General features: G+C 54.7%; 27 protein-coding genes. 5 read left to right on the top strand and 22 right to left on the bottom strand.

Going from position 1 to position 25,231, the window contains the following annotated elements; genetic code table 11:
- Positions 1-159: 159 nt before the first annotated feature.
- From cas6f to GN242_RS17335, 5 genes are all read right to left on the bottom strand, one after another.
- Positions 160-714, bottom strand: a complete 555-nt coding sequence (gene cas6f / locus GN242_RS17355) for a type I-F CRISPR-associated endoribonuclease Cas6/Csy4 (RefSeq protein WP_156287908.1) — start codon at positions 712-714, stop codon at positions 160-162.
- A gap of 8 nt (positions 715-722) precedes the next feature.
- The gene (gene csy3 / locus GN242_RS17350) at positions 723-1,727 is read right to left on the bottom strand and encodes a type I-F CRISPR-associated protein Csy3 (protein ID WP_156287907.1); all 1,005 of its coding nucleotides are present in this window, start codon (positions 1,725-1,727) and stop codon (positions 723-725) included.
- 23 nt (positions 1,728-1,750) lie between these two features.
- Positions 1,751-2,710: a type I-F CRISPR-associated protein Csy2 gene (gene csy2, locus GN242_RS17345; RefSeq protein WP_156287906.1), complete on the bottom strand. Its 960-nt coding sequence runs from the start codon at positions 2,708-2,710 to the stop codon at positions 1,751-1,753.
- Positions 2,707-4,059 (bottom strand): type I-F CRISPR-associated protein Csy1, encoded by a 1,353-nt coding sequence (gene csy1, locus GN242_RS17340; protein WP_156287905.1) that lies wholly within the window; start codon positions 4,057-4,059, stop codon positions 2,707-2,709. Before csy1 ends, csy2 begins: the two co-directional genes overlap by 4 nt.
- 653 nt (positions 4,060-4,712) lie before the next feature.
- Complete coding sequence (locus tag GN242_RS17335) at positions 4,713-5,990, bottom strand: cystathionine gamma-synthase family protein (protein ID WP_154752625.1); 1,278 nt, start codon at positions 5,988-5,990, stop codon at positions 4,713-4,715.
- Between the two features lie 75 nt (positions 5,991-6,065).
- Here GN242_RS17335 and GN242_RS17330 point away from each other — a divergent pair, with 75 nt between their 5' ends.
- Positions 6,066-6,203 carry a hypothetical protein gene (locus GN242_RS17330; RefSeq protein WP_156287904.1) on the top strand — a complete coding sequence of 46 codons (138 nt, stop codon included), beginning with the start codon at positions 6,066-6,068 and terminating at the stop codon, positions 6,201-6,203.
- A 42-nt stretch (positions 6,204-6,245) separates the two neighbouring features.
- A complete protein-coding gene (hpt, locus tag GN242_RS17325; RefSeq protein WP_133842233.1) occupies positions 6,246-6,782 on the top strand; it encodes a hypoxanthine phosphoribosyltransferase in 537 nt (178 codons plus the stop codon).
- A gap of 102 nt (positions 6,783-6,884) precedes the next feature.
- On the opposite strand, the gene can is transcribed toward hpt, so the two are convergent.
- The gene (can, locus tag GN242_RS17320) at positions 6,885-7,547 is read right to left on the bottom strand and encodes a carbonate dehydratase (protein ID WP_156287903.1); all 663 of its coding nucleotides are present in this window, start codon (positions 7,545-7,547) and stop codon (positions 6,885-6,887) included.
- A gap of 107 nt (positions 7,548-7,654) precedes the next feature.
- Here can and GN242_RS17315 point away from each other — a divergent pair, with 107 nt between their 5' ends.
- The gene (locus GN242_RS17315) at positions 7,655-8,581 is read left to right on the top strand and encodes an ABC transporter ATP-binding protein (protein ID WP_154752622.1); all 927 of its coding nucleotides are present in this window, start codon (positions 7,655-7,657) and stop codon (positions 8,579-8,581) included.
- Complete coding sequence (locus GN242_RS17310) at positions 8,578-9,348, top strand: ABC transporter permease (protein WP_154752621.1); 771 nt, start codon at positions 8,578-8,580, stop codon at positions 9,346-9,348. Before GN242_RS17315 ends, GN242_RS17310 begins: the two co-directional genes overlap by 4 nt.
- Before the next feature lie 45 nt (positions 9,349-9,393).
- Here GN242_RS17310 and panD read toward each other — a convergent pair whose 3' ends face one another.
- The 9 genes from panD to thpR form a co-directional block, all read right to left on the bottom strand.
- A complete protein-coding gene (gene panD / locus GN242_RS17305; protein ID WP_062747172.1) occupies positions 9,394-9,774 on the bottom strand; it encodes an aspartate 1-decarboxylase in 381 nt (126 codons plus the stop codon).
- Between the two features lie 64 nt (positions 9,775-9,838).
- Positions 9,839-10,693, bottom strand: a complete 855-nt coding sequence (gene panC, locus GN242_RS17300) for a pantoate--beta-alanine ligase (RefSeq protein ID WP_156287902.1) — start codon at positions 10,691-10,693, stop codon at positions 9,839-9,841.
- Between the two features lie 15 nt (positions 10,694-10,708).
- Entirely contained in the window at positions 10,709-11,503 is a 795-nt protein-coding gene (gene panB / locus GN242_RS17295) for a 3-methyl-2-oxobutanoate hydroxymethyltransferase (protein ID WP_154752620.1), read from the bottom strand.
- Positions 11,504-11,922: 419 nt separating this feature from the next.
- Positions 11,923-12,402 carry a 2-amino-4-hydroxy-6-hydroxymethyldihydropteridine diphosphokinase gene (folK, locus tag GN242_RS17290; protein ID WP_156287901.1) on the bottom strand — a complete coding sequence of 160 codons (480 nt, stop codon included), beginning with the start codon at positions 12,400-12,402 and terminating at the stop codon, positions 11,923-11,925.
- Entirely contained in the window at positions 12,399-13,820 is a 1,422-nt protein-coding gene (gene pcnB / locus GN242_RS17285) for a polynucleotide adenylyltransferase PcnB (protein ID WP_231617168.1), read from the bottom strand. The genes folK and pcnB overlap by 4 nt, the downstream gene beginning before the upstream one ends.
- A gap of 58 nt (positions 13,821-13,878) precedes the next feature.
- Positions 13,879-14,787, bottom strand: a complete 909-nt coding sequence (gene gluQRS / locus GN242_RS17280) for a tRNA glutamyl-Q(34) synthetase GluQRS (RefSeq protein ID WP_154752617.1) — start codon at positions 14,785-14,787, stop codon at positions 13,879-13,881.
- Positions 14,788-14,854: 67 nt separating this feature from the next.
- Positions 14,855-15,310 (bottom strand): RNA polymerase-binding protein DksA, encoded by a 456-nt coding sequence (dksA, locus tag GN242_RS17275; protein WP_062747161.1) that lies wholly within the window; start codon positions 15,308-15,310, stop codon positions 14,855-14,857.
- A 372-nt stretch (positions 15,311-15,682) separates the two neighbouring features.
- Positions 15,683-16,387: a DNA/RNA nuclease SfsA gene (gene sfsA, locus GN242_RS17270; protein ID WP_154752616.1), complete on the bottom strand. Its 705-nt coding sequence runs from the start codon at positions 16,385-16,387 to the stop codon at positions 15,683-15,685.
- A 9-nt stretch (positions 16,388-16,396) separates the two neighbouring features.
- Positions 16,397-16,924, bottom strand: coding sequence for an RNA 2',3'-cyclic phosphodiesterase (gene thpR / locus GN242_RS17265; RefSeq protein ID WP_154752615.1), 528 nt, complete (start codon positions 16,922-16,924; stop codon positions 16,397-16,399).
- A 79-nt stretch (positions 16,925-17,003) separates the two neighbouring features.
- Between thpR and hrpB the strand changes: the two genes are divergently transcribed.
- The gene (hrpB, locus tag GN242_RS17260) at positions 17,004-19,454 is read left to right on the top strand and encodes an ATP-dependent helicase HrpB (RefSeq protein ID WP_156287900.1); all 2,451 of its coding nucleotides are present in this window, start codon (positions 17,004-17,006) and stop codon (positions 19,452-19,454) included.
- 54 nt (positions 19,455-19,508) lie between these two features.
- Here the strand turns inward: hrpB and GN242_RS17255 are convergent, their stop codons facing one another.
- From GN242_RS17255 to GN242_RS17225, 7 genes are all read right to left on the bottom strand, one after another.
- Positions 19,509-20,201: an amino acid ABC transporter permease gene (locus GN242_RS17255; protein WP_154752613.1), complete on the bottom strand. Its 693-nt coding sequence runs from the start codon at positions 20,199-20,201 to the stop codon at positions 19,509-19,511.
- A gap of 19 nt (positions 20,202-20,220) precedes the next feature.
- Positions 20,221-20,928 carry an amino acid ABC transporter permease gene (locus tag GN242_RS17250; RefSeq protein WP_154752612.1) on the bottom strand — a complete coding sequence of 236 codons (708 nt, stop codon included), beginning with the start codon at positions 20,926-20,928 and terminating at the stop codon, positions 20,221-20,223.
- 74 nt (positions 20,929-21,002) lie between these two features.
- Positions 21,003-21,833, bottom strand: a complete 831-nt coding sequence (locus tag GN242_RS17245) for a transporter substrate-binding domain-containing protein (protein WP_154752611.1) — start codon at positions 21,831-21,833, stop codon at positions 21,003-21,005.
- A 19-nt stretch (positions 21,834-21,852) separates the two neighbouring features.
- Positions 21,853-22,593, bottom strand: a complete 741-nt coding sequence (locus tag GN242_RS17240; RefSeq protein WP_156287899.1) for an amino acid ABC transporter ATP-binding protein — start codon at positions 22,591-22,593, stop codon at positions 21,853-21,855.
- 38 nt (positions 22,594-22,631) lie between these two features.
- A complete protein-coding gene (locus GN242_RS17235; protein ID WP_154752609.1) occupies positions 22,632-23,198 on the bottom strand; it encodes a peroxidase-related enzyme in 567 nt (188 codons plus the stop codon).
- Positions 23,195-23,677, bottom strand: coding sequence for a CMD domain-containing protein (locus GN242_RS17230; RefSeq protein WP_156287898.1), 483 nt, complete (start codon positions 23,675-23,677; stop codon positions 23,195-23,197). Before GN242_RS17230 ends, GN242_RS17235 begins: the two co-directional genes overlap by 4 nt.
- Entirely contained in the window at positions 23,674-25,137 is a 1,464-nt protein-coding gene (locus tag GN242_RS17225) for an NAD(P)-binding domain-containing protein (RefSeq protein ID WP_156288312.1), read from the bottom strand. The genes GN242_RS17230 and GN242_RS17225 overlap by 4 nt, the downstream gene beginning before the upstream one ends.
- Between the last annotated feature and the right edge of the window lie 94 nt (positions 25,138-25,231).

The raw sequence follows: 25,231 nt of genomic DNA, 5'->3' as shown, positions 1-25,231 counted from the left end.
TGTCGTCAAAAATCATATGAAATGTCCGCTGCCTGTACGGCAGTAATGTGATAAATAACCTGTCTATCAGACGCTTCTAAGCTGCCTGTGCGGCAGTGAACACTCTGTTGCCTCTGGTGGCAGGTAAAATTAACAGGCCAGCTCCAGCGGCAAAAAAGGTCAGAACCAGGGAATGGTTGCCGTGGCGCTCAGACCGTAGGAATTAAAACCTCCGCTAACCGGCGTTGACTGAAGCGGGCCGTGCTCTATAAACAGCGGGTAAGCATTACCGTTGGAACCACTCTTAATTAACACATAGGGTAAATTGCTGCGCTGCTCTTTAAGCACGCTGATACGCTCGCGAGCCTCCTCCTCACTGATCCACCCTTTATTCACTGAACGCCGACGCAGACGTTCCGCACTGCTTTTCACCTGTACGCGTTTAACCACCCGCCAGGAAACTTCCTGCGGTACGGCACTGATTTCACCGCTAATGATGTAATCCCGCAGCCCCTGCTGCCAGCCGCTCTGCTGTAAGGCGGTGAGGTCAGCGAGGGTGCCGTGTACTCTTAAGCAATCGCCGAGCGTCCGGGCTACCAGGGGAAAGCTGACGCCAATACGCCCCGCAGCAACTCTACCCAGCATCTGATGCAGGCGCATAAACAGTTGAGCAAGCAGCACCGGGCCGCTGGTTTCCGCGTCAGCAATCACCTGTATATCCTGATAATGATCCATCACGCCTCCTACTCGCTTTTTTCACCAAATACGCCGCCACGAATCAGGGTTGCCATCACAAAGTGCTGCTGTTCGAGATCCGGTACTTTCCCCTTTGTAATCCAGTTATCCAGCAGAGTGTAGAAATCCATTTTTTTCGCTGGCTGGCGATAGGCCGTCCCGCGACTGGTTACTGCACCATAGGGTTCAACGGCAATCGGCCCGAACTCACTCACATCTGCATCCGGGTACCAGGTATCGATGGTGCGCAGGGCGTTACCAATCTTCTGTGAGTGCATGGCAGCAATATCATTTACCTGATACAGAACTTTGCTTTTCTTACTGCCGGTATCCAGCACCAGCTCCTGTGACGGGAAGATTTCCTGCCCGTTACCCAGCAGCACCTGCGCTTCTACGTTAAACAGAGCAAACGCTTTGCCAGTCAGTCCTTCCTCAATTGCCCTTGCCAGTTTTAGCAGATCTCCCTCTGGCTGGCTGAATGCGCGCAGGTTGTAGTTATAGCCATCGAATTCCCACTCTTCCGTCCCACAGCTGACCTTTACCCTAATGCGTTCAGCTCCAATGCGGTTACGCCACAGGAAACGTCCGTTAGCAATGTTTTCGGCATAGCGTGCCGCCAGTTCACCGAAGCCATTACGGGTAATATAGTCATTAATCACCCTGGTCAGTTCTGCCTGATAAAGCTGGTCATTACAGACTGAAGGCGTAGCTAAATCCCCTAACACTCGCAGAGTAAAACAGACTTTTAAGGTATCGCAGGTATGCGGCAGTGCGGCCACATCCACCCGCTGCAAGTTAGCTTTCTGGATTTCAGCATCCAGTTTTAAATTATCGCTGGCGATGGCATTTTTAAGGCGGTTAGAAATCGTGCCGCGCACCGCTTTCTCCTGAATTGCCACCGGAACCCATCCATTTTCGGCCTGCCAGGTTCCCGCCATCATAATGGCGTCTGAGTTGGATAATTTACGCTCAAAGGCGAGGACGGAAGCGGTTTTGATTGCTGATTTAGTCATGATTATTTCCTTATAAAATTTAATTAGCTGTAGTCAATTTCTTCATCAGATACGTCATAAAACTGTTCGCCAGCGGCTTTCTTGCAGCGGCAGAGATACTGCTCATCCTGGTAGTGATAGCGCCATAACAGTTCGTCCAGATCGTTGATGCGATGCAACCCGCGCCACTCTCCTACGCCGTACACTGCCTCAGTGAAACAGAATGGGGTTTCGTTATCGCGGCTGTTGAGCACCTTACCGGCGGGATAAAGCGGCGAGATTGCCTGGTAACCGATCATCAGCGGCACCAGGAAGCCACCCGCAGGCTTAGGTTGATAAACCCATCCGGCTGTCTCTTTTTCTTCGGTTTCAGATGTTTGTGGCGACTGTATTTTTAGCGCGGCGAAGTCCAGCCAGGCATCAAGCATTTCAGCCTCAGGCTGTGACTGTTTCATCCGCGAAAAATGTTCGGAAAGCAGCGAAGAACGATCCAGCAGCGCAAATCCAGGCAACAGACGGCGCAGCACGCGTCTCATTTCCCGCTCATCTTGCGGCCAGCCTCTGACCTCTATTTGTCCCGGGTCAATAATCGTGCCGCCCGCCAGGCGTAAGCGCGGACATATCATGGCGAGATGTGCCTTTAATGCTGCAATACCCTGCTCACCACCCGCCATCATGCCGTTGCACTCCATCACCAGGGATACGGTCATATGCATACGCCCCTCTTCATTGAAAGGGCGGACTTTCGCCTCACGCGTCAGAGGGTTACGCGTCAGGGAAAAATAGTAATCTCTGCCTCGATCGGAGCTGTATGCATGAACCTGCTGCTGATGACAAATCACCCCGCAGCCATCCAGCGACAGCCCGTGGCTTGGCTGAAGTTGCCTTGAGAGGGCATGGGTGAAACCGAGGAAATGGGTGATCGCCGGAAACCCCCAGGTCAGTCCGGCCACCGCGTTAGCATTTTCGATACGCATATTGCGCAAAATAATCAGCGAACTCATGACAGCTCCTCCTGCAAATCTTGCTCCAGCTCACGCAGGCGCTGTTTAAACAGCGGGGCAGTGGAAAACTCTCGCCGCTCAACCGCCCCCAAACGCAGATGCTCATCCTGGATCTGGCTAATCATCCAGTGACCAAAGTCACGTGCCACCTCTTTTTTCCAGTCGCCCCCTTCGCGCTCAAAACGAAAATCTTTATCCGTCTGGCTACGATAAGGATCCAGCCACAGCTGCTGGGCGCGTTTTAATTGACAATTTTCTTGCGTACTCCAGCACCGATTCTCAGTCTGATTCTGAATACCGAGCACATAGTTAAACAGGATATCGATAATTTCGTCGGTAAATGCCAGCCGCTGCTGGCGGATCTCAGCGGTATTCTCCAGCGACTTTACGCTGTATAAAAAACGCTTCAGGCGCGCAATAACCGGCCTCGCCTGGCGGGCAAACTCTATGTTGAAGTTAAAAATTGTTTTGTGGCGAAACGGCGGCGTACTGATGCTTTTCCAACTTGGGGATGCACAGGAGAGCAGCCAGACCTTGCCGCCGTGAACGCTGTGGTTCAGGTATGAAATATTCTGTGGTTGTTTTCCGCCGATACCCATCACTGCCGTTGCCGGATAGAAGGTTACCGGGTCAGAGTGCCAGCGACCTTCCCTCATCGCGCTGCGTGCCGCTTTAGCCTCTTCGCTAAAGCGTGCAGCGGTAATGCGCTGGTGCAAAGCATGATAAAGCGATGAAGAGAATAGCGGGCTGAGAAGGTGATACTGTGACTTACCAATGGGAAAATAGAGCTGCTTTGCCAGCTTATGGCTGGCGGGTTCTCTGTCGATCAGAACCTGTTTAAAGCTGTTGACCCAGCTATCAAGCAGCTGGCGATCGTTAGTAAAAGGTTCCAGCGCAGAAACATCACCGCGATGCAGGCTGGCAATCAGTGAGTCGCCTTCCACCTCGGTGTGTAATAGTTTGGCAACATCAAAAATAGCTGCGTTTCCGACAAAATCAAACACCGGTTTCGACAGTGATTGAGTGGTAAGGTACGAGTTTTTCGCGGGTTTAACCCTGGAATAGACACTGCTTCCTTTCGCATGGCTGTGCGTGAATTTTAAAGCATGTGTCACTTGGTAAATTTGTTTTGATCGTATGGAAGCATCCGTCAGCCATGCAGTAATCTCATAAGAGCTTTCCAGCTTGGCATGCTTCTTGTTTAGTTCGATCCTTGTCTGATGAAGCTCATCCTGCGCAACTATTCCCGCTAGTTTCTTTTCTGCACTCTTAAGAATGGGATCCATTTTTTCATTTTTACGATCTTCGATATATGTGGTAATAAAATCTGTTAGTGTTTCTCGCAACATACTGCCTCCTTTACTGTATGCAGTGAAATTAAGCGGAAAATAATAATTTAAATATGTTTAATGTGATGTTGATGCGGAGGGTTCGCAACATTTGGCCGGCAAGCAAGATACTCATTACCACCAGTTTGGTAAAAAATCTTAATTAACATAGACCAAGCCTGTCTAATAGAGAGGTTTTTTATTATTTGTTATTACTGGTATGGGTGCAGAACACTTTACCCTGCGATTTAATATAATCAAGTTTAAAAGTGATTTTTTGTCAGTTGGTTTTTTGGTTATTTAGTGCCTGGTGAATGAGTATCGCACTAATAGTGTGGAAGATTGAGAAATTATCTGGTTTGAATTTGTTATTTATATATGTTTTTTTGGTGATTATATTGGGAATGTTGCGTGAGCTGTGGGTTTGAATATTATTTATAGCTGGTCGTTATTTTTTTATGGGAGGTGATGTCATTATGCGGATATTTGTATTTATTAAATCAGTGTTTTTTCTTATTTACACAAAACAGAGGGCATCACGAGCAATAAATTAAAAAAATCTTTAGCAAGAACGGGGCATGTCCGCCCCGACAAAGAAGCAGACCACAGTAGGGGCGAGGCATGCCTCGCCCCCTTATAACGGCAATAATGTTCTCCTGCCGTTCCCGACTGGATTACTCCAGTGACAGCCGTACGTCTTCGATCAAATCATCCTTATTCTCAATGCCAATCGACAGGCGAATAGTGGATGAGGTAATGCCAAAACGGTTGCGCACATCCAGCGGTACGCCGGAGTGGGTAGTGCTGGCCGGGTGGCTGGCGAGAGACTCGGTGCCGCCCAGGCTTACTGCCAGCTTAAACAGTTGCAGGGTGTTGAGGAAACGGAATGCTGCCGCCTCGCCGCCGCGAATATCAAACGAGAAGGTCGAGCCCGCGCCGCTGCACTGAGTGCTGAATACCTTTCCTGCCGCTGAGGCGGGATCGAGGAACGGCAGATAATGTACTTTTTCCACCTGCGGATGACTTTGCAGGAATGCAGCAACCGCAGCGGCATTATCGTTGGCGCGCTCCATCCGCAGCGCCAGCGTTTCCAGCGAGCGTCCAATCATCCAGCTGGAGTGCGGATCAAGCTGTGTACCGATGGCGCTACGCAGCGCCTTCACCTGGCGGATTAATGCCTTGTTGCCCATTGCGGCTCCGGCAATCAGGTCGGAGTGGCCGCCAACGTATTTGGTCAGGGAATAAAGGGAGATATCAGCACCGTGTTCCGTTGGGCGCGAAAACACCGGGCCAAGCAGGGTGTTGTCGCAGGCGATCACCGGACGATGCTGCTGCTGGCGCTCAATATGATCCGCCACGCGCTTTATCAGCGCGATATCCACCAGACTGTTGGTCGGGTTAGCGGGGGACTCGATCAGAATCACCGAAATCCGCCCCAGTTTCATTGCCTCTTCAGCGGCGGCCTGTACCACGGCCTCGTCAACGCCATCAGCAAAGCCCAGCGTTGAAACGCCAAGATTGCGGAAGGTTTTACTTAACAGCGTTTCGGTGCCGCCATATAACGGCTGCGAGTGCAGGATGGTATCGCCGGGCTTCACAAATGCCAGCAGAGTAGTGGAGATGGCAGACATTCCGGAAGAGAATAGCGCAGCGCTGTCGGTACGCTCATAAATCGCCAGACGGTCTTCAACAATCTCACTGTTGGGGTGGTTAAAACGTGAATAAACCAGCCCGTTACCTTCTCCCGCTGGCGGTTCGCGGCGTCCGGAAACATAGTCAAAGAAGTCCCGTCCCTCTTCCGCGCTGTTAAACACGAAGGTGGAGGTCAGAAATACCGGCGGCTTAACCGCGCCTTCTGAAAGGGAAGGGTCATAGCCATAGTTAAGCATCTGGGTTTCAGGATGCAGTTCACGCGTACCAATATGTGTTTTTTTAGAATGTGAAGAGGGCATGCAAACTCCGGCTTTAAGGCATGAAGCATTGTTATTGTTGCGCATAAGCTAGCACGGGGCAGGAGTGCGGCATAAATGAATAAACGCTCTATGGTTAAATCAAAATGCCATATGAAATATGGCTGTCTGAACGTATGGCAGTCTATATGTCTGCGTGTAGCGCGGGAGATGACGTTGCGCAACAGTGAGCTTAGTGGCCAGGAAGTGTGGTAAACTTTACCGCTTTCCCAGAGCAATCGACGAAGCGCTATCTATATGAAACACACCGTTGAAGTAATGATCTCCGAAGCTGAAATCAAATCCCGCGTTGCCGAACTCGGCAAGCAAATCAGTGACCACTACCGTGACAGCGGCAGCGACATGGTGCTGGTGGGCCTGCTGCGCGGCTCCTTTATGTTTATGGCCGACCTCTGCCGTACCATTGACGTGTCTCATGAAGTCGATTTTATGACGGCCTCCAGCTATGGCAACGGCACTTCAAGCACGCGTGACGTGAAAATCCTTAAGGATCTGGATGAAGACATCCGGGGCAAAGACGTGCTTATCGTCGAAGATATTATTGATTCAGGTAATACATTGAGCAAAGTGCGCGAGATCTTCAGCCTGCGCGGGCCGAAGTCGCTGGCTATCTGTACCTTGCTGGATAAGCCTTCGCGCCGCGAAGTAGACGTGCCGGTAGAGTATGTTGGCTTCGCCATCCCCGACGAATTTGTTGTGGGCTACGGCATTGATTATGCACAGCGTTATCGCCATCTGCCCTATGTGGGTAAAGTGGTGATGCTGGACGAATAATCTGGCAGAGCACAATCGACCAACACCGGAGAGCAGGGTTATTGGTTATACTTCACGCTGGCTGTGTGTTTGCACCCGGCGTGAACTATTTAGAGGGGCGATTTACGGTTTAAGATCCGGATCGTTCAGCAGATTAGCAATGCCCTGGCGATAGCGCTGTTCAAGGGTTTCACGGTTGGTTGAGCTGACGCCGAGGTCGCGCAGGTAGCCATCCATGATGCCGTAAACCCAGCCATGAATATTGACCTTCTGCCCGCGTTTCCAGGCCGACTGCATCACCGTAGAGTGACCCAGGTTATACACCTGCTCAATCACGTTGATTTCACACAGTTTATCGAAACGCTTTTCTGGCGGAAGTTCGCCCAGAAACGCACTATGCTTGTACCACAAATCGCGAATATGCAGCAGCCAGTTGTCGATCAGGCCAAGCTCCGGATTTTCTACAGCGGCCTGAACACCCCCGCAACCGTAGTGGCCACAGATGATGATGTGCTCGACTTCCAGCACTTCAACCGCGTATTGCACTACTGAGAGGCAGTTTAAATCAGTATGGATAACCAGGTTGGCTACATTGCGGTGAACAAACAGTTCACCCGGCTCCAGCCCGGTCAGGCGTTCCGCAGGTACGCGGCTATCAGAGCAGCCAATCCAGAGGAATCGGGGCTTTTGCGTCAGAGAAAGACGCTCAAAAAAACCAGGATCCTCCTCCCTCAGCAACCGGGACCACTCACGATTGTTGCTGATCAGGGTATCAATGTCTTTCATAATGGTGTCGACCAATTGCTCAAAAGCGATGAAGTAATATAGGGCAATGTGACGTGATTGAAAATGACAAACAAGAAACCTCAACTAAACAGGGCACTCTTTAACCTATGACTTATGCACTGGAGCTTGAAAAGCTGACCAAAACCTACGCTGGCGGGGTTCAGGCGCTAAAAGGAATCGACCTTGCGGTAGAAGCCGGTGACTTCTATGCGCTGCTGGGGCCAAACGGCGCTGGCAAGTCCACCACCATTGGTATTATCAGTTCACTGGTTAATAAAACCGCCGGTAAAGTGCGGGTATTTGGCTACGATCTACAGCAGGACGTGGTAAACGCCAAGCGTCAGCTGGGGCTGGTGCCGCAGGAGTTCAACTTTAACCAGTTTGAAACCGTGCTTCAGATTGTTGTAAGCCAGGCGGGGCTGTACGGTGTGGAGAAACCTGAAGCGCAAAAACGTGCTGAAAAGTATCTTAAGCAGCTCGATTTATGGGAAAAGCGTAACGAACGTGCGCGTATGCTCTCCGGCGGTATGAAGCGCCGCCTGATGATTGCCCGTGCGCTGATGCATGAGCCCAAGCTGCTGATCCTCGATGAACCCACAGCGGGGGTAGATATTGAACTGCGCCGCTCAATGTGGACTTTCCTGCAAGAGCTGAATGCGCAGGGCACCACCATTATTCTGACCACTCACTACCTTGAAGAAGCCGAGATGCTGTGCCGCAATATCGGCATTATTCAGCGCGGTGAGCTGGTGGAGAACACCTCAATGAAAGGGCTGCTCTCCAAGCTGAAATCAGAAACCTTTATCCTCGATCTCGCGCCGAAAAGTCCGGTGCCGAAGCTTGAAGGGTTTCACTATCGTCTGGCAGATACCTCCACGCTGGAAGTGGAAGTACTGCGCGAGCAGGGCCTGAACAGCGTGTTCAGCCAGCTCAGTCATCAGGGTGTTCAGGTACTCAGTATGCGCAATAAGGCTAACCGTCTTGAGGAGCTGTTTGTCGACCTGGTCAACGGTCACAAAGGAGATAAAGCATGATGCATCTGTATTGGGTAGCGCTGAAAAGTATCTGGGGTAAAGAAGTTAACCGTTTTGCGCGTATCTGGATCCAGACGCTGGTGCCGCCGGTTATCACCATGACGCTCTATTTTATTATTTTCGGCAATCTGATTGGTTCGCGCATTGGTGAAATGCACGGCTTCAGCTATATGCAGTTTATTGTGCCGGGCCTGATTATGATGGCGGTGATCACTAACGCTTACGCTAACGTGGCATCCTCATTCTTCAGCGCCAAGTTTCAGCGCAATATCGAAGAGCTGCTGGTCGCACCGGTGCCGACGCATGTGATAATCGCAGGCTATGTGGGCGGCGGCGTGGCGCGCGGAATCTGTGTGGGCGTTCTGGTCACGGTAATTTCACTGTTCTTTGTGCCGTTCCAGGTGCATTCGTGGCTGATGGTAGCGGTAACCCTGGTTCTGACGGCGATACTGTTCTCACTGGCGGGGCTGCTGAACGCGGTCTTTGCCCGTACTTTTGATGATATCAGCCTGATCCCGACCTTTGTGCTGACGCCGCTGACTTATTTAGGCGGGGTGTTCTACTCGCTGACGCTGCTGCCGCCGGTCTGGCAGATGGTGTCAAAGCTGAACCCAATCGTCTATATGATCAGTGGCTTCCGCTATGGTTTCCTCGGAATTAACGATGTGCCGCTGGTGTTTACGCTGGGTGTGCTGGTGGCGTTTATCGTGGTGTTTTACGCGCTGGTTTGGGTGTTAATTCAGCGCGGTCGCGGGCTGCGTACCTGATGTGAAAGAGGGCCGGCCAGCAAGGTCGGCCCTGAAATTTCTTAGTTATGCGACCTGAACCGGTACGGCTTTCGCTACCCGTTTCATCTGGTTGTCGCCTTCAAAATAGGCCACTTTTGGCTGCCATTCCCGCGCTTCCGCATCTGACATCTGCACGTAAGAGCAGATAATCAGCAGGTCACCTTCACAGGCACAGCGTGCCGCAGCGCCGTTTACTGAAATGATCTTTGAACCACGTTCAGCGGCAATCGCATAGGTGGAGAAACGCTGGCCGTTGTTAACGTTATAGATATCAATCGCTTCGTATTGCAGAATGCCGGAAGCGTCGAGGAAGTCCTGGTCGATGGCGCAGGAACCTTCGTAATTGAGGTCTGCCTGAGTCACTTTGACCCGGTGAAGTTTGCCCTGCAACATAGTACGGTTCATAAATATTCACTCTGCATCGGTTCAAAAAAACGGTCGTCAGTATTGCCTTTGCGGGCGCGGCTGTCTACTGCGTCAGATCAACCTGTTGGTTATCTATCAAACGCGCTTTACCCAACCATGCCGCCATCAGGATCACCGCCCGCTGGCTATCCACATTTAGCGGCAGCAGCGTATCAGCATCGACAATCGCCAGCCCGTCAGGCTGCAATCCCTGCTCGCTTAGTGCACTTTCAGCATCCTCGATAAGCTGTTCCACATGGCGCTCGCCCTGGCCCAGTTTCTCCGCGATGCTGTTCATCACCTGACTGACAACGGGCGCGAGTTTGCGCTCCTCAGCGGAGAGGTAGCCGTTGCGTGAACTGAGCGCCAGCCCATCTTTGGCACGTACGGTAGGGACGCCGATAATCTCAATATCGTAGCCCATATCCGCCACCATTTTTCGGATCAGCGCCAGCTGTTGATAATCTTTTTCGCCGAAACAGGCGATATCGGGCTGCACGAGATTAAACAGCTTGCTGACGATAGTAGAGACGCCGCGGAAGTGTCCCGGACGGCTGGCACCTTCCAGCAGCGTCGAAAGGCCGGGAACGTCAACAAAGGTCTGCTCACCCAGCCCTTTCGGGTATACATCCTCTGGAGCTGGCGCAAATACCAGGTCAACGCCACGGCGGTTGAGCTTCTCGCAATCTTCCTGGAGCGTACGCGGGTAGCGGGCCAGATCATCAGCGCGTTCAAACTGCATCGGATTAACGAAAATCGATACCACCACGATATCGGCAGTGGCGCGAGCTTCGTCGACCAGCGTCATATGACCGTCATGCAAGTTGCCCATGGTGGGAACCAGCGCAATCCGTTTACCATCATGACGCCAGCGGCGCACTTCACGGCGCAGCATCGGCAGGGTTTCAATAATCAGCACGGGCTTTCTCCTCGGTTACTGGAAACTGTGTTGTTCAGCCGGATAGCTTCCGGCTGCCACTTCAGCCACATACTGGCGCACTGCGGCGCGGATATCTCCGGCTTCAGCGAGGAAGTTTTTGGCGAATTTTGGAATATGACCGCCGGTGATCCCAAAAGCATCGTGCATCACCAGAATCTGCCCGTCGGTCACATTACCGGCACCAATGCCGATGGTCGGAATGGTCAGCGCTTCGGTAATGCGCTGCGCCAGCGCTACCGGTACGCACTCCAGCACCAGCAGCTGCATTCCGGCGGCTTCCAGCGCCAGCGCATCCTCAAGCAGGCGATCTGCATCGGCACTGGCGCGGCCCTGGACTTTATAGCCACCAAAAATATTGACCGACTGTGGTGTCAGACCAAGGTGACCGCATACCGGCACTGCGCGCTCGGTTAACTGTTTCACCGTCTCTGCCAGCCATTTACCGCCTTCCAGCTTGACCATATTGGCACCGGCACGCATCAGCTGCGCCGCGCTTTCAAAGGTCTGTTCAGGTGTGGCGTAACTCATAAACGGCAGGTCAGCGAGCAGCAGGGAGCCGGGGCTACCACGGCGCACGGCCTGGGTGTGATAGGCAATATCAGCGACCGTTACCGGCAGCGTCGAATCATGGCCCTGTACCACCATGCCAAGGGAATCACCAACCAGCAGCACGTCAACGCCTTCATCGGCAAAGAGTTTGGCGAAGCTGAAATCGTAGGCGGTGATCGAGGCAAATTTACGCCCCTGTTGCTTCCACTGATGCAAGGTTGAGACAGTTGTCGGTTTCATCATTTCACCTTAAGAAATCTGAGTTGGCGTATCTTAAAGGAAGGGAAGAGGGATGTCAGCATTGTCACGGGCGAGGCGTGCCTCGCCCCTACGGGTATAGAGAGATGGGTTAAGGTGGTGCATGCCCCATCCGGGTTATCCGTTGCGGGTATGAAAAGAGAGGGATGATTTTCCGCAGGTGGTCAGCGGCGGGTGATTTTCCGTAGGGGTGGGGCATGCCCCATCCGGGGTTATCCGTTGCGGGTAGGAAAAGAGAGGGATGATTTTCCGCAGGTGGTCAGCGGCGGGTGATTTTCCGTAGGGGTGGTGCATGCCCCATCCGGGGTTATCCGTTGCGGGTAGGAAAAGAGAGGGATGATTTTCCGCAGGTGGTCAGCGGCGGGGATTTTCCGTAGGGGTGGGGCATGCCCCATCCGGGGTTACCAGCGCTGGATGCTGCTACAGTCGAGGGTGGACAGAATATCCGCCAGTGGTGTGCCATCCGGCAGGCAAAGCGCAGGGGCGATCTCCAGCAACGGCAGCAGCATAAACGCGCGGTTATGCATATCGTAATGCGGTACCGTCAGGCGCGGGGTGTTTAGCGTCTGGTCGCCGAATAGCATAATATCGAGATCGAGAGTACGCGGCCCCCAGCGGTGTTCTTTACGCACGCGCCCCTGCTCCAGCTCAATACGCTGGGTGTGGTCTAGCAGGCTTTCTGCGTCCAGCCGGGTATCCAGCGCCACGGCAGCGTTAAGAAAATCGGGCTGATCCGGCGGGCCGTAAGGGGGAGTTCGATACAGGGAAGAGGTGGCAACCAGCGTGCTGTCAGGAATGGCCGCCAGCGCATTAAGTGCAGACTGCACCTGATGCAACGGGTCGGCCAGATTACTGCCCAGCGCCAGATAAACGCGGATCATGCGTCGTTGTTATAATCGCGGCGTGGAGCACCGGGCACGCGTTTACGCGGGCGACGGGTACGGCGACGTGGTACCGGATCGTCGCCGAGGGTATTCAGCATAGTTTTCTGCTGAGGTGGAGCAGAAACCTGGAACTCGCTCCACCAGGTGGTGAGGCGTTGCAGTTCGTGGTTATTTTCCACTTCTGCCCGAAGAGCAAGCAGATCATAGGCGGCGCGGAACTTAGGATGCTCCATCAGCTTCCAGGCGCGTTTGCCGTGACGGCGCGACAGGCGCAGCTGTAACGTCCAGATATCACGCACCAGAGTGGTAATACGTTTCGGAATCGCCAGCGAACGGCAGGCTTCATCAAGCACGTCGTTCATCGACAGGGCAAAGGCATCGTAATAGGCGAGGCCGCTCTCCTGAGCAATTTTCTGTGCTGCTTCCAGCTGCGGATACCAGAAGATAGCGGCAAACAGGAACGCCGGATTAACGCGCATCTGATTATGGATGCGGTTATCGGTATTTTTCAGCACCTGAAGAATCATCCGCTCCATATTACTGTCACCCTGTTCGGTGAAGTAGCGGGTGATAATCGGAAATAGCGGCTGGAATAACTGGTATTCACGCAGTTTCAGATAGGTGCTGTGGCCGTAGCCTGATTGCAATAGTTTGAGGGTTTCCTCAAACAGGCGCGCCGGGGGAATATCATTGAGCAGTGTTGCCAGGCGTGGAATAGGTTCGCCGGTTTCAGGGGCAATGCTCATATCCAGCTTGGCGGCAAAGCGCACTACGCGCAGCATACGAACCGGGTCTTCGCGGTAGCGGGTTTCCGGGTCGCCAATCATGCGGATAATGCCCTGTTGCAGATCGCTCAGGCCACCAACATAATCACGAACGGTGAAGTCGGCCACGCTGTAATAGAGGCTGTTAATGGTCAGATCGCGGCGCTGGGCGTCATCTTCAATCGAACCAAAAATATTGTCGCGCAACAGCATACCGTTCTGGCCGCGCTGTGAGCTGTTGCGGTCGTCGGCAACCTGTTGTTCAGCTTCGTGGTGACCGCGGAAGGTGGCAACCTCGATGATTTCCGGGCCAAACATAACGTGCGCCAGGCGGAAGCGGCGACCAACCAGACGGCAGTTGCGGAACAGCTTACGCATCTGTTCCGGCGTGGCATTGGTGGTCACATCAAAGTCTTTCGGTTTTTTACCCAGCAGTAAATCGCGCACGCCGCCGCCTACCAGGTAGGCTTCGTATCCGGCTTTATTCAGGCGATAAAGAACCTTGAGGGCATTTTCACTGATGTCCTTGCGCGAGATGTTATGGGCGTCACGTGGAACGATAGCCATCTGGCGTACTTCCTCGACCACAGCTGGCGCCACCTCATCACGACTGAGGACTTTCCGGCAAAAATTAGCAACTCGGGTAAAAATGGGACACCTCGATAGTGACATTGAAATCTGGTCAGTAAAAACAGCGGCTAATCATAGCTCAGAGTGAGCCGTTTGAGAATGCCGAAGTGGTTGTATGCGCAAGCATGGCGTCGTTAATTGGGATTTTTTTGTACTCCCAACGCTCAATTGCCTGCTGTAATAGCGTTGTCAGCGTTAAATCGCGCCAGCCAGCGGTAACGGTCTGGCCGAGAAAATCCAGTGCTGCTACCAGCGCCGGACGCGGATCGCCTGCGGGAAGCGCCGGAGCATGATTTTGTTTCGACAGTTTATTGCCGTCATGATTAAGCACCAGCGGCAGATGCAAATGCGCGGGCGCCTTCCAGCCAGACTGCTGATATAAGGTTATCTGGCGTACCGTTGGCTCAATCAGATCGGCACCGCGCACCACCTCGGTGATGCCCTGAAAATGGTCGTCGACCACAACAGCCAGGTTATAAGCAAACAGCCCGTCGCGCCGGTGAATAATAAAATCTTCATAAGCCAGCCTGGCGTCAGCCTGGACGACACCGCGCAGGCGGTCATCAAACGCCAGTACCGGGCTGTCGACTTTTAAACGCAGCGCCGCCTGATGCGGGCCATGACCAAGGGTGCGACAGTGGCCGTCATACAGACCGCCAATTTGCTGGATGCGGCTGCGCGGGCAGATACAGTAATAGCATAGCCCCTGCTGTTGCAGGTCGTGGAGTGCTGCGCGATAAGCCTCATGACGCTGTGACTGCCATAGCACTTCTCCATCCCACTCCAGACCGTGATCTTCCAGCTGATGCAGAATGCGTGTAGCGGCACCGGGAACTTCGCGCGGAGGATCGATATCTTCGATACGCACTCGCCAGATACCCTGCTGCGCACGTGCCTGAAGGTAACTGCCTAAGGCAGCAATAAGGGAGCCGAAATGGAGGTCGCCGGACGGGGAAGGGGCAAAGCGCCCGATATAAGATGATGGCATAATTTTAGAAAGGCAATGAAGCGGAAGCGGAGACCGCCCCCTGCTTCATTGCACAATCAATGGACCGTTAACCGGCCATTTGTTTTTCGCGGATTTCCGCCAGCGTTTTGCAGTCAATGCAAAGATCCGCAGTAGGACGCGCTTCAAGGCGACGAATGCCGATTTCAACGCCACAGGATTCACAGTAGCCAAAATCGTCATCCAGCACTTTCTTCAGCGTCTTCTCGATCTTTTTAATCAGCTTACGCTCACGGTCACGGTTACGCAGTTCAAGACTAAACTCTTCTTCCTGAGTGGCGCGGTCAGCGGGATCCGGGAAGTTAGCGGCTTCATCTTGCATGTGCGAAACAGTGCGATCCACTTCATCACGAAGCTGGTTGCGCCAGGCTTCAAGAATTTTCTTGAAGTGCTCCAGCTGGGCTTCGTTCATATACTCTTCGCCTGGCTTCTCCTGGTATGGCTCCACCCCAGCGATGGCGAGAATACTCAGGGACGATGTTTTACGGTTTTGCCCTTCTTGCATGTTGTTTCTCCTGGATAACACGCACTACACCCTTCATCTTTAAAGCTGCAAGGTGCGTTGGCAGCTACCCTGCAACCCCAAAATTTTGGGTATCGATCCCACTGTGGGGAAAAAAACAGGCCGCTATAAATAACAGAAGCGGTCAAGGTTAGCAATTATTCCTGGACATGACTTGACAAGCATGTGAGGAAAAGCGTATTTAGCGCGGCCAATCTTCATCTTTCAACCCGCAGCGGTATTGGCTTCCTGCTCTTTTCTCCCCGATTGCTGCTTTAAGCTGGCATCCGGAGATTGGTTCAGTTGTCGCTTCGCTACAGTTTGAAATCAGGTGAAAGCACTTGATCGCCGTATCACAGCAAATTGCGCTAAATTTTACAACTCCACCTTCAGGGGGCGGTGCAGGTTGATCCCTTCTGGTGATAACTGCGCCTTATAGCAGAGCAGCTCAACGCCACTCAGCCGTGCCTGTGCCAATAGTTCCGCGTAGCGTGCATCGATGTGACGCGCCGGGGAAACGTCCTCAATCCCCGAATGCAGAACGGCGAAGAACAGTACCGCCCGATGGCCAGATTGCGCGATCTGAATCAGTTCGCGTAAATGCTTCTGGCCACGCTCGGTCACCGCATCCGGAAAATACCCTTTACCCTGCTGTAACAGCGTCACGGATTTGACTTCAATATAGCAGTTACTGCGATTATTCGCCTGTAACAGAAAGTCAATCCGGCTGTTTTCGCTGCCGTATTTCACTTCAGGTAACACGATATCGTAACCAGACAACTCTGGAATACGGGCCTCTTTTAATGCTTCACGTACCAGTCCGTTAGCTCGTAGCGTATTAACGCAAATCCAGTGGCCATTTTGTGTCTCCGTCAGCTCCCAGCTGTGCGGATATTTTCTTGTCACACTTTCCGATGTCGAATACCAAACCGTATCACCCGGGATGGCACATCCGGTCATCGCGCCGGTGTTAGCGCAGTGGATGGTCAGGTGCTCTCCTTCAGGGGTGACAATATCTGCCAGAAAGCGTTTATAGCGTTTAATCAGTCGTGCTGACTGCAAGTCAGGGGTAAATTCCATAGGAATTCCTTATCGTAATTTCCAGTCCGCGATCTCCTGATAGCGGGTGCGCCCACGCTCAAACTGTGAATGAAACAGCACAAAGCGCTCCACGGGCAGTGACCAGTGAAAATTGCGCGGCGGCAGCGATACTGACAGCGCAGCGTTACGCAGTAATGTGACATGCGGATGAAACGGCAGGGGACTTTGAAAACATCCGCTGCGTGCCGCCTGGGATCGTAGCAAATCCGCCAGTTGCAACAGGCCGCGCGGGGCCTGGCGGGGGCCGAGCCACACCACGCCAGAGCGCGGCCAGTGACCTGCGTCGTCCAGCGTCAGGGTAAACCCGGGCTGCTGAATGCGCCCGGCCAGCTGCATTAACGCCTGCTGTTTTGCCTCGCTGATATCCCCGAGGAACGCCAGCGTCAGATGCAGGCTGTCAGCGCCGACCGGATGCCCGGCTTCAGCGGGGAAGGTTTCTGCACGCCATTGAATAATCTCATGCTTGCATTGATCCGGCAGTTCGAGGCCGAAAAACAGCCGTTTTGTTGCGCTCATGGCGTCCTCCGGTAAATCGACCCGGGCAATGCTACAATGCCTGCCAGATTTAGACCATGCCGTTATGGAGCATAAAAACGTGAGTTCACTACCGGTCAGTGCCGTGTTACCCGATTTATTCCGCGCGCTGAAAAGCTCTCCTCAGGTGCTTCTCGCGGCACCCACCGGTGCAGGGAAATCCACCTGGCTGCCGCTACAGATCCTGCAAGAGTGCGGATTTGACGGGCGTATTTTGCTGCTTGAACCCCGCAGGCTGGCGGCGCGAAATGTTGCACAGCGGCTGGCTGAACAGCTGGGAGAAGAGCCGGGAGCCACCGTTGGCTACCGTATGCGCGGTGAAAGCCGCAGCGGTAAACAGACCCGGCTTGAGGTGGTGACCGAAGGGATCCTCACGCGCATGTTACAGCAGGATCCGATGCTGGAAGGCGTATCGCTGGTGATCCTCGATGAATTTCACGAACGCAGCTTACAGGGCGATCTGGCGCTGGCGCTGCTGCTTGATGTTCAGGGCGGGCTACGCGATGACCTGAAGGTGCTGATCATGTCTGCCACGCTGGATAACTCGCGTCTGCGCGAATGGCTGCCGCAGGCACCGTTAATCAGCTCTGAAGGGCGCTCGTTTCCGGTGGAGCGCCGTTACCAGCCGCTGGCCGCTAATCTGCGGTTTGAGGAAGCGGTCGCACGCCAGGCCAGCCAGCTTTTGCGTGAAGAAGCGGGATCGATGCTGCTCTTTCTGCCGGGTGTTTCGGAGATTCAACGCGTCCAGACGCAGCTGGCGGAAAGAGTTGCCAGCGATGTTGACCTCTGTCCGCTGTACGGTGCGCTGTCGCTGGCTGACCAGCGCCGGGCAATTCTGCCGTCTCCTGCCGGACGTCGTAAAGTGGTGCTGGCGACCAATATTGCGGAAACCAGTCTGACCATTGAGGGAATTCGTCTGGTGGTAGACAGCGCACAGGAGCGCAGCGCGCAGTTTGACGTGCGCAGCGGAGTAACCTGCCTGCAAACCCAGCGCGTCAGTCAGGCTTCAATGACGCAGCGTGCCGGACGTGCCGGCCGTCTGGAGCCGGGTATCTGCCTGCATCTGATCGCTAAAGAGCAGGCTGAACGTGCCGCTACCCATAGTGAACCGGAAATTCTTAACTGCGACCTCGCGGCCCTGTGGCTCGATCTGTTGCAGTGGGGCTGCCAGGATGTCAGCCAGCTTAAGTGGCTGGATATACCTCCTCAGGCTGGGATTGCGGCGGCGCGTCAGCTGCTGCAACAGCTGGGCGCGACCGATGAAGAGGGCAGGCTGACCTCCGGCGGGCGCAAAATGGCCTCGCTGGGCAGTGAACCACGCTTTGCCGCGCTATTGATGGCGGCGGGGAGTGACCCCGATGCGGTGGCCACGGCGGCTCAACTGGTAGCGATGCTGGAGGAGCCGGTGCGCGGCAGTACGGATCTGCGCGACAGCTTCCATCGCCGTTTGCCGCAGTGGCAGCGCCGCGCACGTCAGCTGCAGCAGCGTGTAAATATCAGCGAAGGACGGGCAGATGATGACCTTATTGCACCGCTGCTGGCGGCGGCATTTCCTGACAGGATCGCGCGCCGACGCGGCGTGGACGGGCGTTATCAGCTGGCAAACGGTAGCGGAGCGTCGCTCGATCGTGAAGATGGCTTAACCCGCAGCGAATGGCTGATCGCTCCTGCTTTATTGCAGGGCAACGGCCAGCCGGATGCGCGGATTTTACAGGCGCTGCCGCTGGATATTGAACAGCTGGTCAGCCAGTGCCCGACGCTGGTACAGCAGCAGACCGAGGTGGAGTGGGATGAAGAAAAAGGTACCCTGCGCGCCTGGCGTCGTGAACAGATTGGTCAGCTGGTACTGAAATCACAGCCGCTGGCGAAGCCTGAAGAGGGCGAGCTGCACGCTGCGATGCTGCGCTGGGTACGCAGTAAAGGCCTGTCGGTACTCAACTGGACGCCGCAGGCTGAACAGCTGCGTTTGCGGCTGATTTGTGCCGCCCAGTGGCTGCCGGAAGGGGGCTGGCCCGCCGCAGAGGAGCCTGCGCTGCTGGCAACGCTGGAGAAATGGCTGCTGCCTGCCATGAGCGGCGTGCGCGATGGCAAAGGCCTGCGCCAGCTTGATGTGGGCAATGCGCTGGCCGGGCTGCTGACATGGGCGCAACGCCAGCAGCTGGACGCGGTGCTGCCCACTCATTATGTGGTACCCACCGGCAGCCGCTTGCCGATTCACTATCATCAGGACAAGCCTCCGGCGCTGGCGGTGCGATTACAGGAGATGTACGGCGAGGCGAAAAATCCCAGCGTGGCGAACGGGCGTGTGCCGCTGGTGCTGGAGCTGCTCTCCCCGGCGCAGCGGCCGTTGCAGATCACCCGCGATTTGGCCGCATTCTGGTCGGGAGCTTATCGTGAAGTGCAAAAGGAGATGAAAGGGCGCTATCCAAAGCATCTGTGGCCTGACGATCCGGCTAACACGCTGCCGACCAGCCGGGTAAAACGGTTTTCTACTCCGTCCCCGAAGAAGTGATTGTCGCGCCCCGGGCATCCTTCCGGGGCGCGTATTCCTGCCGATAAAACGCCCTCAGGTTCTGATTCTGAGCGCCGCCTCCAGCTTGTCAGCAATTTTGGTGATGACGTAAGCAATCACCATATAGAACACCACCGCCACCAGGAACGCTTCAAGGTAGTAATAATTCAGTGCCGCTGTCAGCTGCGCCTGGGCAAAGATATCCACCACTTCAATGGCGAAGGCCAGAGAGAGCGCCTTCATGATCACCATAAAGGAGTTCGCTAAATCCGGGATCGCCGCGATGATCACCTGAGGGAAAAGCACCCGCCGGAACAGCTGTCCGTTGGAATAACCCAGCGAATGCGCAGCATCCGACTGACCGCTATCGAAGGAGTTCAGCGCGCCTTTGATCACCTCAGCCTGGAACGCCGCCACGCAGGCGGTTAAGGCGACGACGATTATTACCCAGTTCGGCATTGAGTGACCGTTATAGTCAATACCTGTCAGCGCGGCGCTGAACTGCAACGCCGGAGGCAGGCCGTAGTAGGCAAGGAAAATCATCACCACCATTGGCACGCCTTTAAACACCACTTTGTAACCGATCACCAGTTCGCGCAGCACCGGTATTCGCCGGTACTCAATCAGTGCAAACAGGCCACCCATCAGCGTGGAGAAGATAAAAATTGTCACTGCCATCATCAGCGTCAACGGCACGGCGTCCATGATGCTCAAAAAATCCGGCAGCAAAACATCCCAATCAAACATGGTTAATCACCTTTTCCGGTCAGATGCTCGCCGTGAGCTTAATTTTGGACGGTGCTGTTTTCGATGTGTAGCGGGCGAAACGGCGTTCAAAGACGCGCACAATCAGCCATGAAATCAGGCACAGCAGGGAATAAAGCACCCCCAGTACCAGATAGGTACTGAACTGGTACTGGTTATAATCGCGCTCCATCACCAGATGCGCGGTCGCCATAATGTCTGCGGCTCCGATATACATCACCAGTGCCACGTTGTGGATCATATAGATCACCGCGTTACCGTAACCGGGTAGGGCAATATGCAGAGCCTGCGGCCCGGCAATACGGGTCAGTTTTTGCCAGAAGCTGTAGCCGAGGCTGTCTGCCGCATCATGCTGGCCGCGCTCAACGGCAAGATAAGCGGGGCGTATCACCTCTGACAGATAGCCACCGTGATACAGGCTCAGTCCCACCATTGATGCCAGCGTGGGCGAAACAAAATCTTTCATACCAAACAGGGCGACAAATACCGGCAGTCCGTAGAAAGCAACGAACAGCTGTAATACCACCGGTACGCTGCGGGCATAGGAGACGTAAAGGTCTGCCAGCTGGCTGATAACCAGTATCCTGCGAATCCTGAAGGTGGTGGCAATCAGCGCCAGCACAAAGCCAGCGATAAGCGCCACAAACATAATTGCGAGCGTCAACGGCAAGGCCGAGAGTAGCTCTGGGATCATGACGGTGAGATCCATGATGAAACACTCCTGATAATGGTGTCAGCCTTGACCGTTGACCCAACAACGCCGGGCACTGTTTCGCGTTCGCGTTACTTGATGTACTTAACCACGTCTTCGCCAAACCATTTCTGCGACAGTTTGTCGAAGGTGCCATCCTCTTTCAGCGACTTAAGCGCATCGTTAACGTCATTTGCCAGGCGCTGGTTTTCGTCTGAGCGGTGGATCAGCACATAGGTATTGTTAGTGGCTACCGGCTCGCTGGCTTTGATATCCAGCTTCTGGTTATCGATTACCGCCTGCTCACCCAGATTGGAAGGCAGAATCAGGGCATCATACTTGCCGCGCTGTACTTCCTTCAGGCGATCCGGATAAGGGATCCCGGCGCTGGAGGCGGAAATTTTCACCGCAGAGTCCGGGTTCTCCTGCTGCCACTGAGTGACGAACTTGTAGACGCCACCGCCAGCGGTAACCGGAACAATTTTCTTACCCACCAGATCCTTCATGGTGTTGATATTGCTCTCTTTACGGCTGTAGATTTTCATCAGGCTGGCACCCATCGGGGTGGCCGGGATCAGGAACTGTTTACTGCGTGCCGGAGCGGTATAAAAGCCGCCGGTTGCCATATCGTATTTGCCGGTTGCGAGGCCGGTTTCCTGAGCAATATCCGCCGCGCCTTCCAGCACAAAGCGGTACTGCGGAAGCCTGGCGTTGATCGCCCGCAGCAGGTCAGGCTCATAACCCTGAGGTTCATGGCCGATAGCGCCCCATGAGAGCGGTTTAGATTCTGCCGCCGTGGCGACTTTAATGACGCGTACCGGCGTCTGCGCGTAGACAGAACCGATGCTTGAGGCAGCGATGGCCACACCGCCAAGTAACGCCAGAGTCAGGCGACGACGGAAGGTAGATGCGTTTGCAGGCATTTTTTTTATCCTTGTATTATTAGTAGAGTGACGTTTCGGACGTAAGGAATTGCGCGAGTCGCGGATTGGCGGGAGTGTCGAAAATCTCCGCCGGGCTGCCTTCAGCCGCGACAATGCCCTGATCCATAAACACGATGCGGTTTGAGACGTTTTTAGCAAATTGCATCTCGTGGGTGACCAGCAGTGAGGTGATGCCGGATGAGGTGACGTCTTTGATCACCTTCAGCACTTCGCCGACCAGTTCCGGATCCAGCGAGGAGGTCGGCTCATCAAAGAGAATGACATCCGGGCGTACTGCCAGCGCGCGGGCAATGCCGGTTCTCTGTAACTGTCCGCCGGAGAGCTGCGAGGGATAGTGGTCGCGCTTGTCAGACAGGCCAACGCGATCCAGCTCTTCCAGCGCTATTTTGCGCGCTTCATCAGCTGATTTACGCTGTACGACGATCAGCGGATCCATAACGTTCTGGATCACCGTCATATTTTTGAACACGTTAAACTGCTGGAATACCATCGCCGTGCGCAGACGGATGGCCTGCACTGCGGCTTTATCCACAGACTGATAATCCATGCGAATCTGATCGAAAGTGATGCTGCCGGAAGAGGGCTTTGCCAGATAGTTGATGCAGCGCAGCAGCGTAGTCTTGCCGGTACCGCTTGGGCCGATAATCGACAGCACATCCCCACGTTTTACCGAGAGATTAACGCCTTTCAAAATGGGTGAGCTGCCGTAGGCGAGCTTTATATTGTTCAGTTCAAGCATATTGGTCAGTTTCCTGGCGCAGTTGGCGTTAAGTCGCTTTAGCTGCCGCTATCGGCATGGCCGAGAACGTGCATCAGACGGTTTGCCCAGCCGAAGATGGAGATGGCGTGGATCAGATCGACAATATCAACGTCATTCATGCCGACGGATCGCAGGCGGATAATATCTTCCTCTGTCGCCTGCGACGGCACTGCCGACAGCTGGCGGGCAAAATGGTAAATGGCCGCATCACGCGGGCCGAGCTGTTCGGGCCTGGCGAAATAGAGCGCACTCACCACGCTGCTGTTCTTAGTCAGACCGGAGTGACGGCGCGCATGAACCACGGCGCAGAACTTGCAGCCATTGACCATGGAAGCTCCCAGCGCACCCAGCTCACGGTCGGCGTGCGGGAGTCCGCCATCGACATACATAATGGCGTTAAACAGCACCGTGCGGGCGACATAACTTTCCGGGTCGTGCGCCAGCGTGCGGACATATTCCGAGACTTTTTTATTGGACGGCGTGACCTTCATCGCCTCAATCTGTGCCGGGGTGGCATCTGCCACTTCCACCGGGGTGATATACGGATGCCAGCTCAGTGGCTTCAGGGTAACGGAAGGGATCATGAGATCCTCATCAGGCGCAAACCGCTGGCCACTTTGGTCTGAAAATTCACAAAGGCGATCAGCTCGGAGAGCGCGACGATTTGCGGATTATTCCATCCAGCTGCATCCAGCCGTGCGACGGTACCCGCATCAGCCTTACCCGGAGTCAGGGTGACGAGGTCAACATGACGGGCGAGGGTCGCCAGCGGTTCATCCGGCGGCGTCGCCCCCCGGGCAAAGTCGAACAGCGCGGCATCAGGGGTGAACTCCGCCAGCTGTGTGCTGTACTGCGCTACCAGTGCCGCATCGTCATTCAGGGTTGCGATGCGCAACGCCACGGCAAGACGCCAGTCGGTAGACAGACCCTGATCGTTTTCCGGGTGCAGCACAGAGAGACGGCACAGTTCGGCACCCTCTACAAACTCCGGGCGAAAGCGTCGGGTGCCGTACAGCGCATCTTCTGCATCAAGGCCCGCCGCCTTATCGATAGCATCAATCACAATGCATTATCCTTCTGTAGTTGGGGAGTGGAGTCAGTCCATTCATCTCCCAGCAGTTCTGGGATGTCGTATGCCACCAGACTGGCGAAATGTGTGTCGACATCGTCAGCAAATAGCGCGGAAGCAATGCCCCGCACCAGACGATCGGCTCCGGCGCTGACCGCCGGAATATCGCCGGAAACTTTACCGTGCGTCAGCATGGCGGCATCGTTGAAGCAGTGAATCTTTGCCAGCATCGGGCAGGAACCGGATATGCGCTCGCGGAATTCAAAGCCCGGCCCGAGATCGGGGGAAGCCAGCATTCCAGGTCGCGGCGCGCCCATCTCCGGCGTGTAGCGCCCGTCCGCCCAGGTACGGATATGCGGCGCGATGGCGGCAAACTCCGGGCGGCCGTTAAAGTCGTTGGTAAAGCCCGTTGCAGCAATCAGGAAATCGTAGCGCAGCGGCCCTTGCGTGGTGTCGATCAGCAGTTCACCCGCTTCCTCATTTACCGTTTTGATGCCGCAGTCCAGCAGGAAGCGTGCATTCGCATGACGGGAGACGCGCAGCGTAGAAGAGCGTGGCGGTGGCGTCTGGGTGGTGTTGGTATAGTCAACAAACTTCCATTTCCATGCGTCGGGCAGCAGATGCATCCCGTGCACCACTCCCTGGCTGCCGATGCCGGTCATCTTGTTAATGCGCGGCATCTCTTTACGGCGGATCAGCAGGTCAACAGACCCAGCGCCGGACTCCAGCGCCGCAGCGGCGTTATCCATCGACGAGGCGCCTGCCCCGATCACCGCCAGTCGTTTGCCGCGCAGCGCGGTGAAATCGATATCATCGGCGGAGTGTGACCAGAGCGAGCGATCAACGCCCTGGAGAGATTCGGGAACCGCAAAACCGCCCAGTCCGGAGCGGCCGGTTGCCAGAACCAGGTGGCGGGTATAAACGCGGCCGCTCTCGGCACCGTCGAGATCGAGGGCAATCAGATCCCCGGCGGCAGAAATGCCGGTCATCCGCACATTATTTCGTACCGGCAGCGCCAGAACCTGGCGATACCAGATGAGATAATCCATCCACTGATTTTTAGGAATTTTATCCAGTGACGCCCAGGCTTCATCTCCCCACTGCGCTGTAAACCAGGCACGGAAGGTGAGCTGCGGCAGGCCCAGAGCCGGGCCGTGCAGGGTTTTAGGAGAACGCAGCGTTTCCATGCGGGCAAACGTCACCCACGGCCCTTCCAGACCGGAAGGTGCCGCATCGTAGGCGACGACGTTATCGATCCCGCTGAGAATCAGCTTCGCTGTTGCCGCCAGACCACACATACCGCCACCGATCACGACCACGTCGCGGACGGGAGCGCCATTATACTGACGTGCGGGCACCCAGGATTTCGCGGGCAGTTCCAGCAAAGACAAATCCTCAGACAGCCTTTTTTCAAGCGCGTCCAGACCGGTTTTGTTGCTACTCTCTGCTGACATCATTAAGCCCTCGTAGTATATGTAAAACGCATTATGAATTAGTATGTATGTGTATTCTTAATACTAATTAATAATTAGCTTATTCAAAAAATGC

The organism is Erwinia sorbitola (assembly GCF_009738185.1).
GTDB classification, from domain to species: domain Bacteria; phylum Pseudomonadota; class Gammaproteobacteria; order Enterobacterales; family Enterobacteriaceae; genus Erwinia; species Erwinia sorbitola.
The sequence above is the reverse complement of the archived record's forward strand: the minus strand, read 5'-3'. Positions and strand labels throughout refer to the sequence as shown.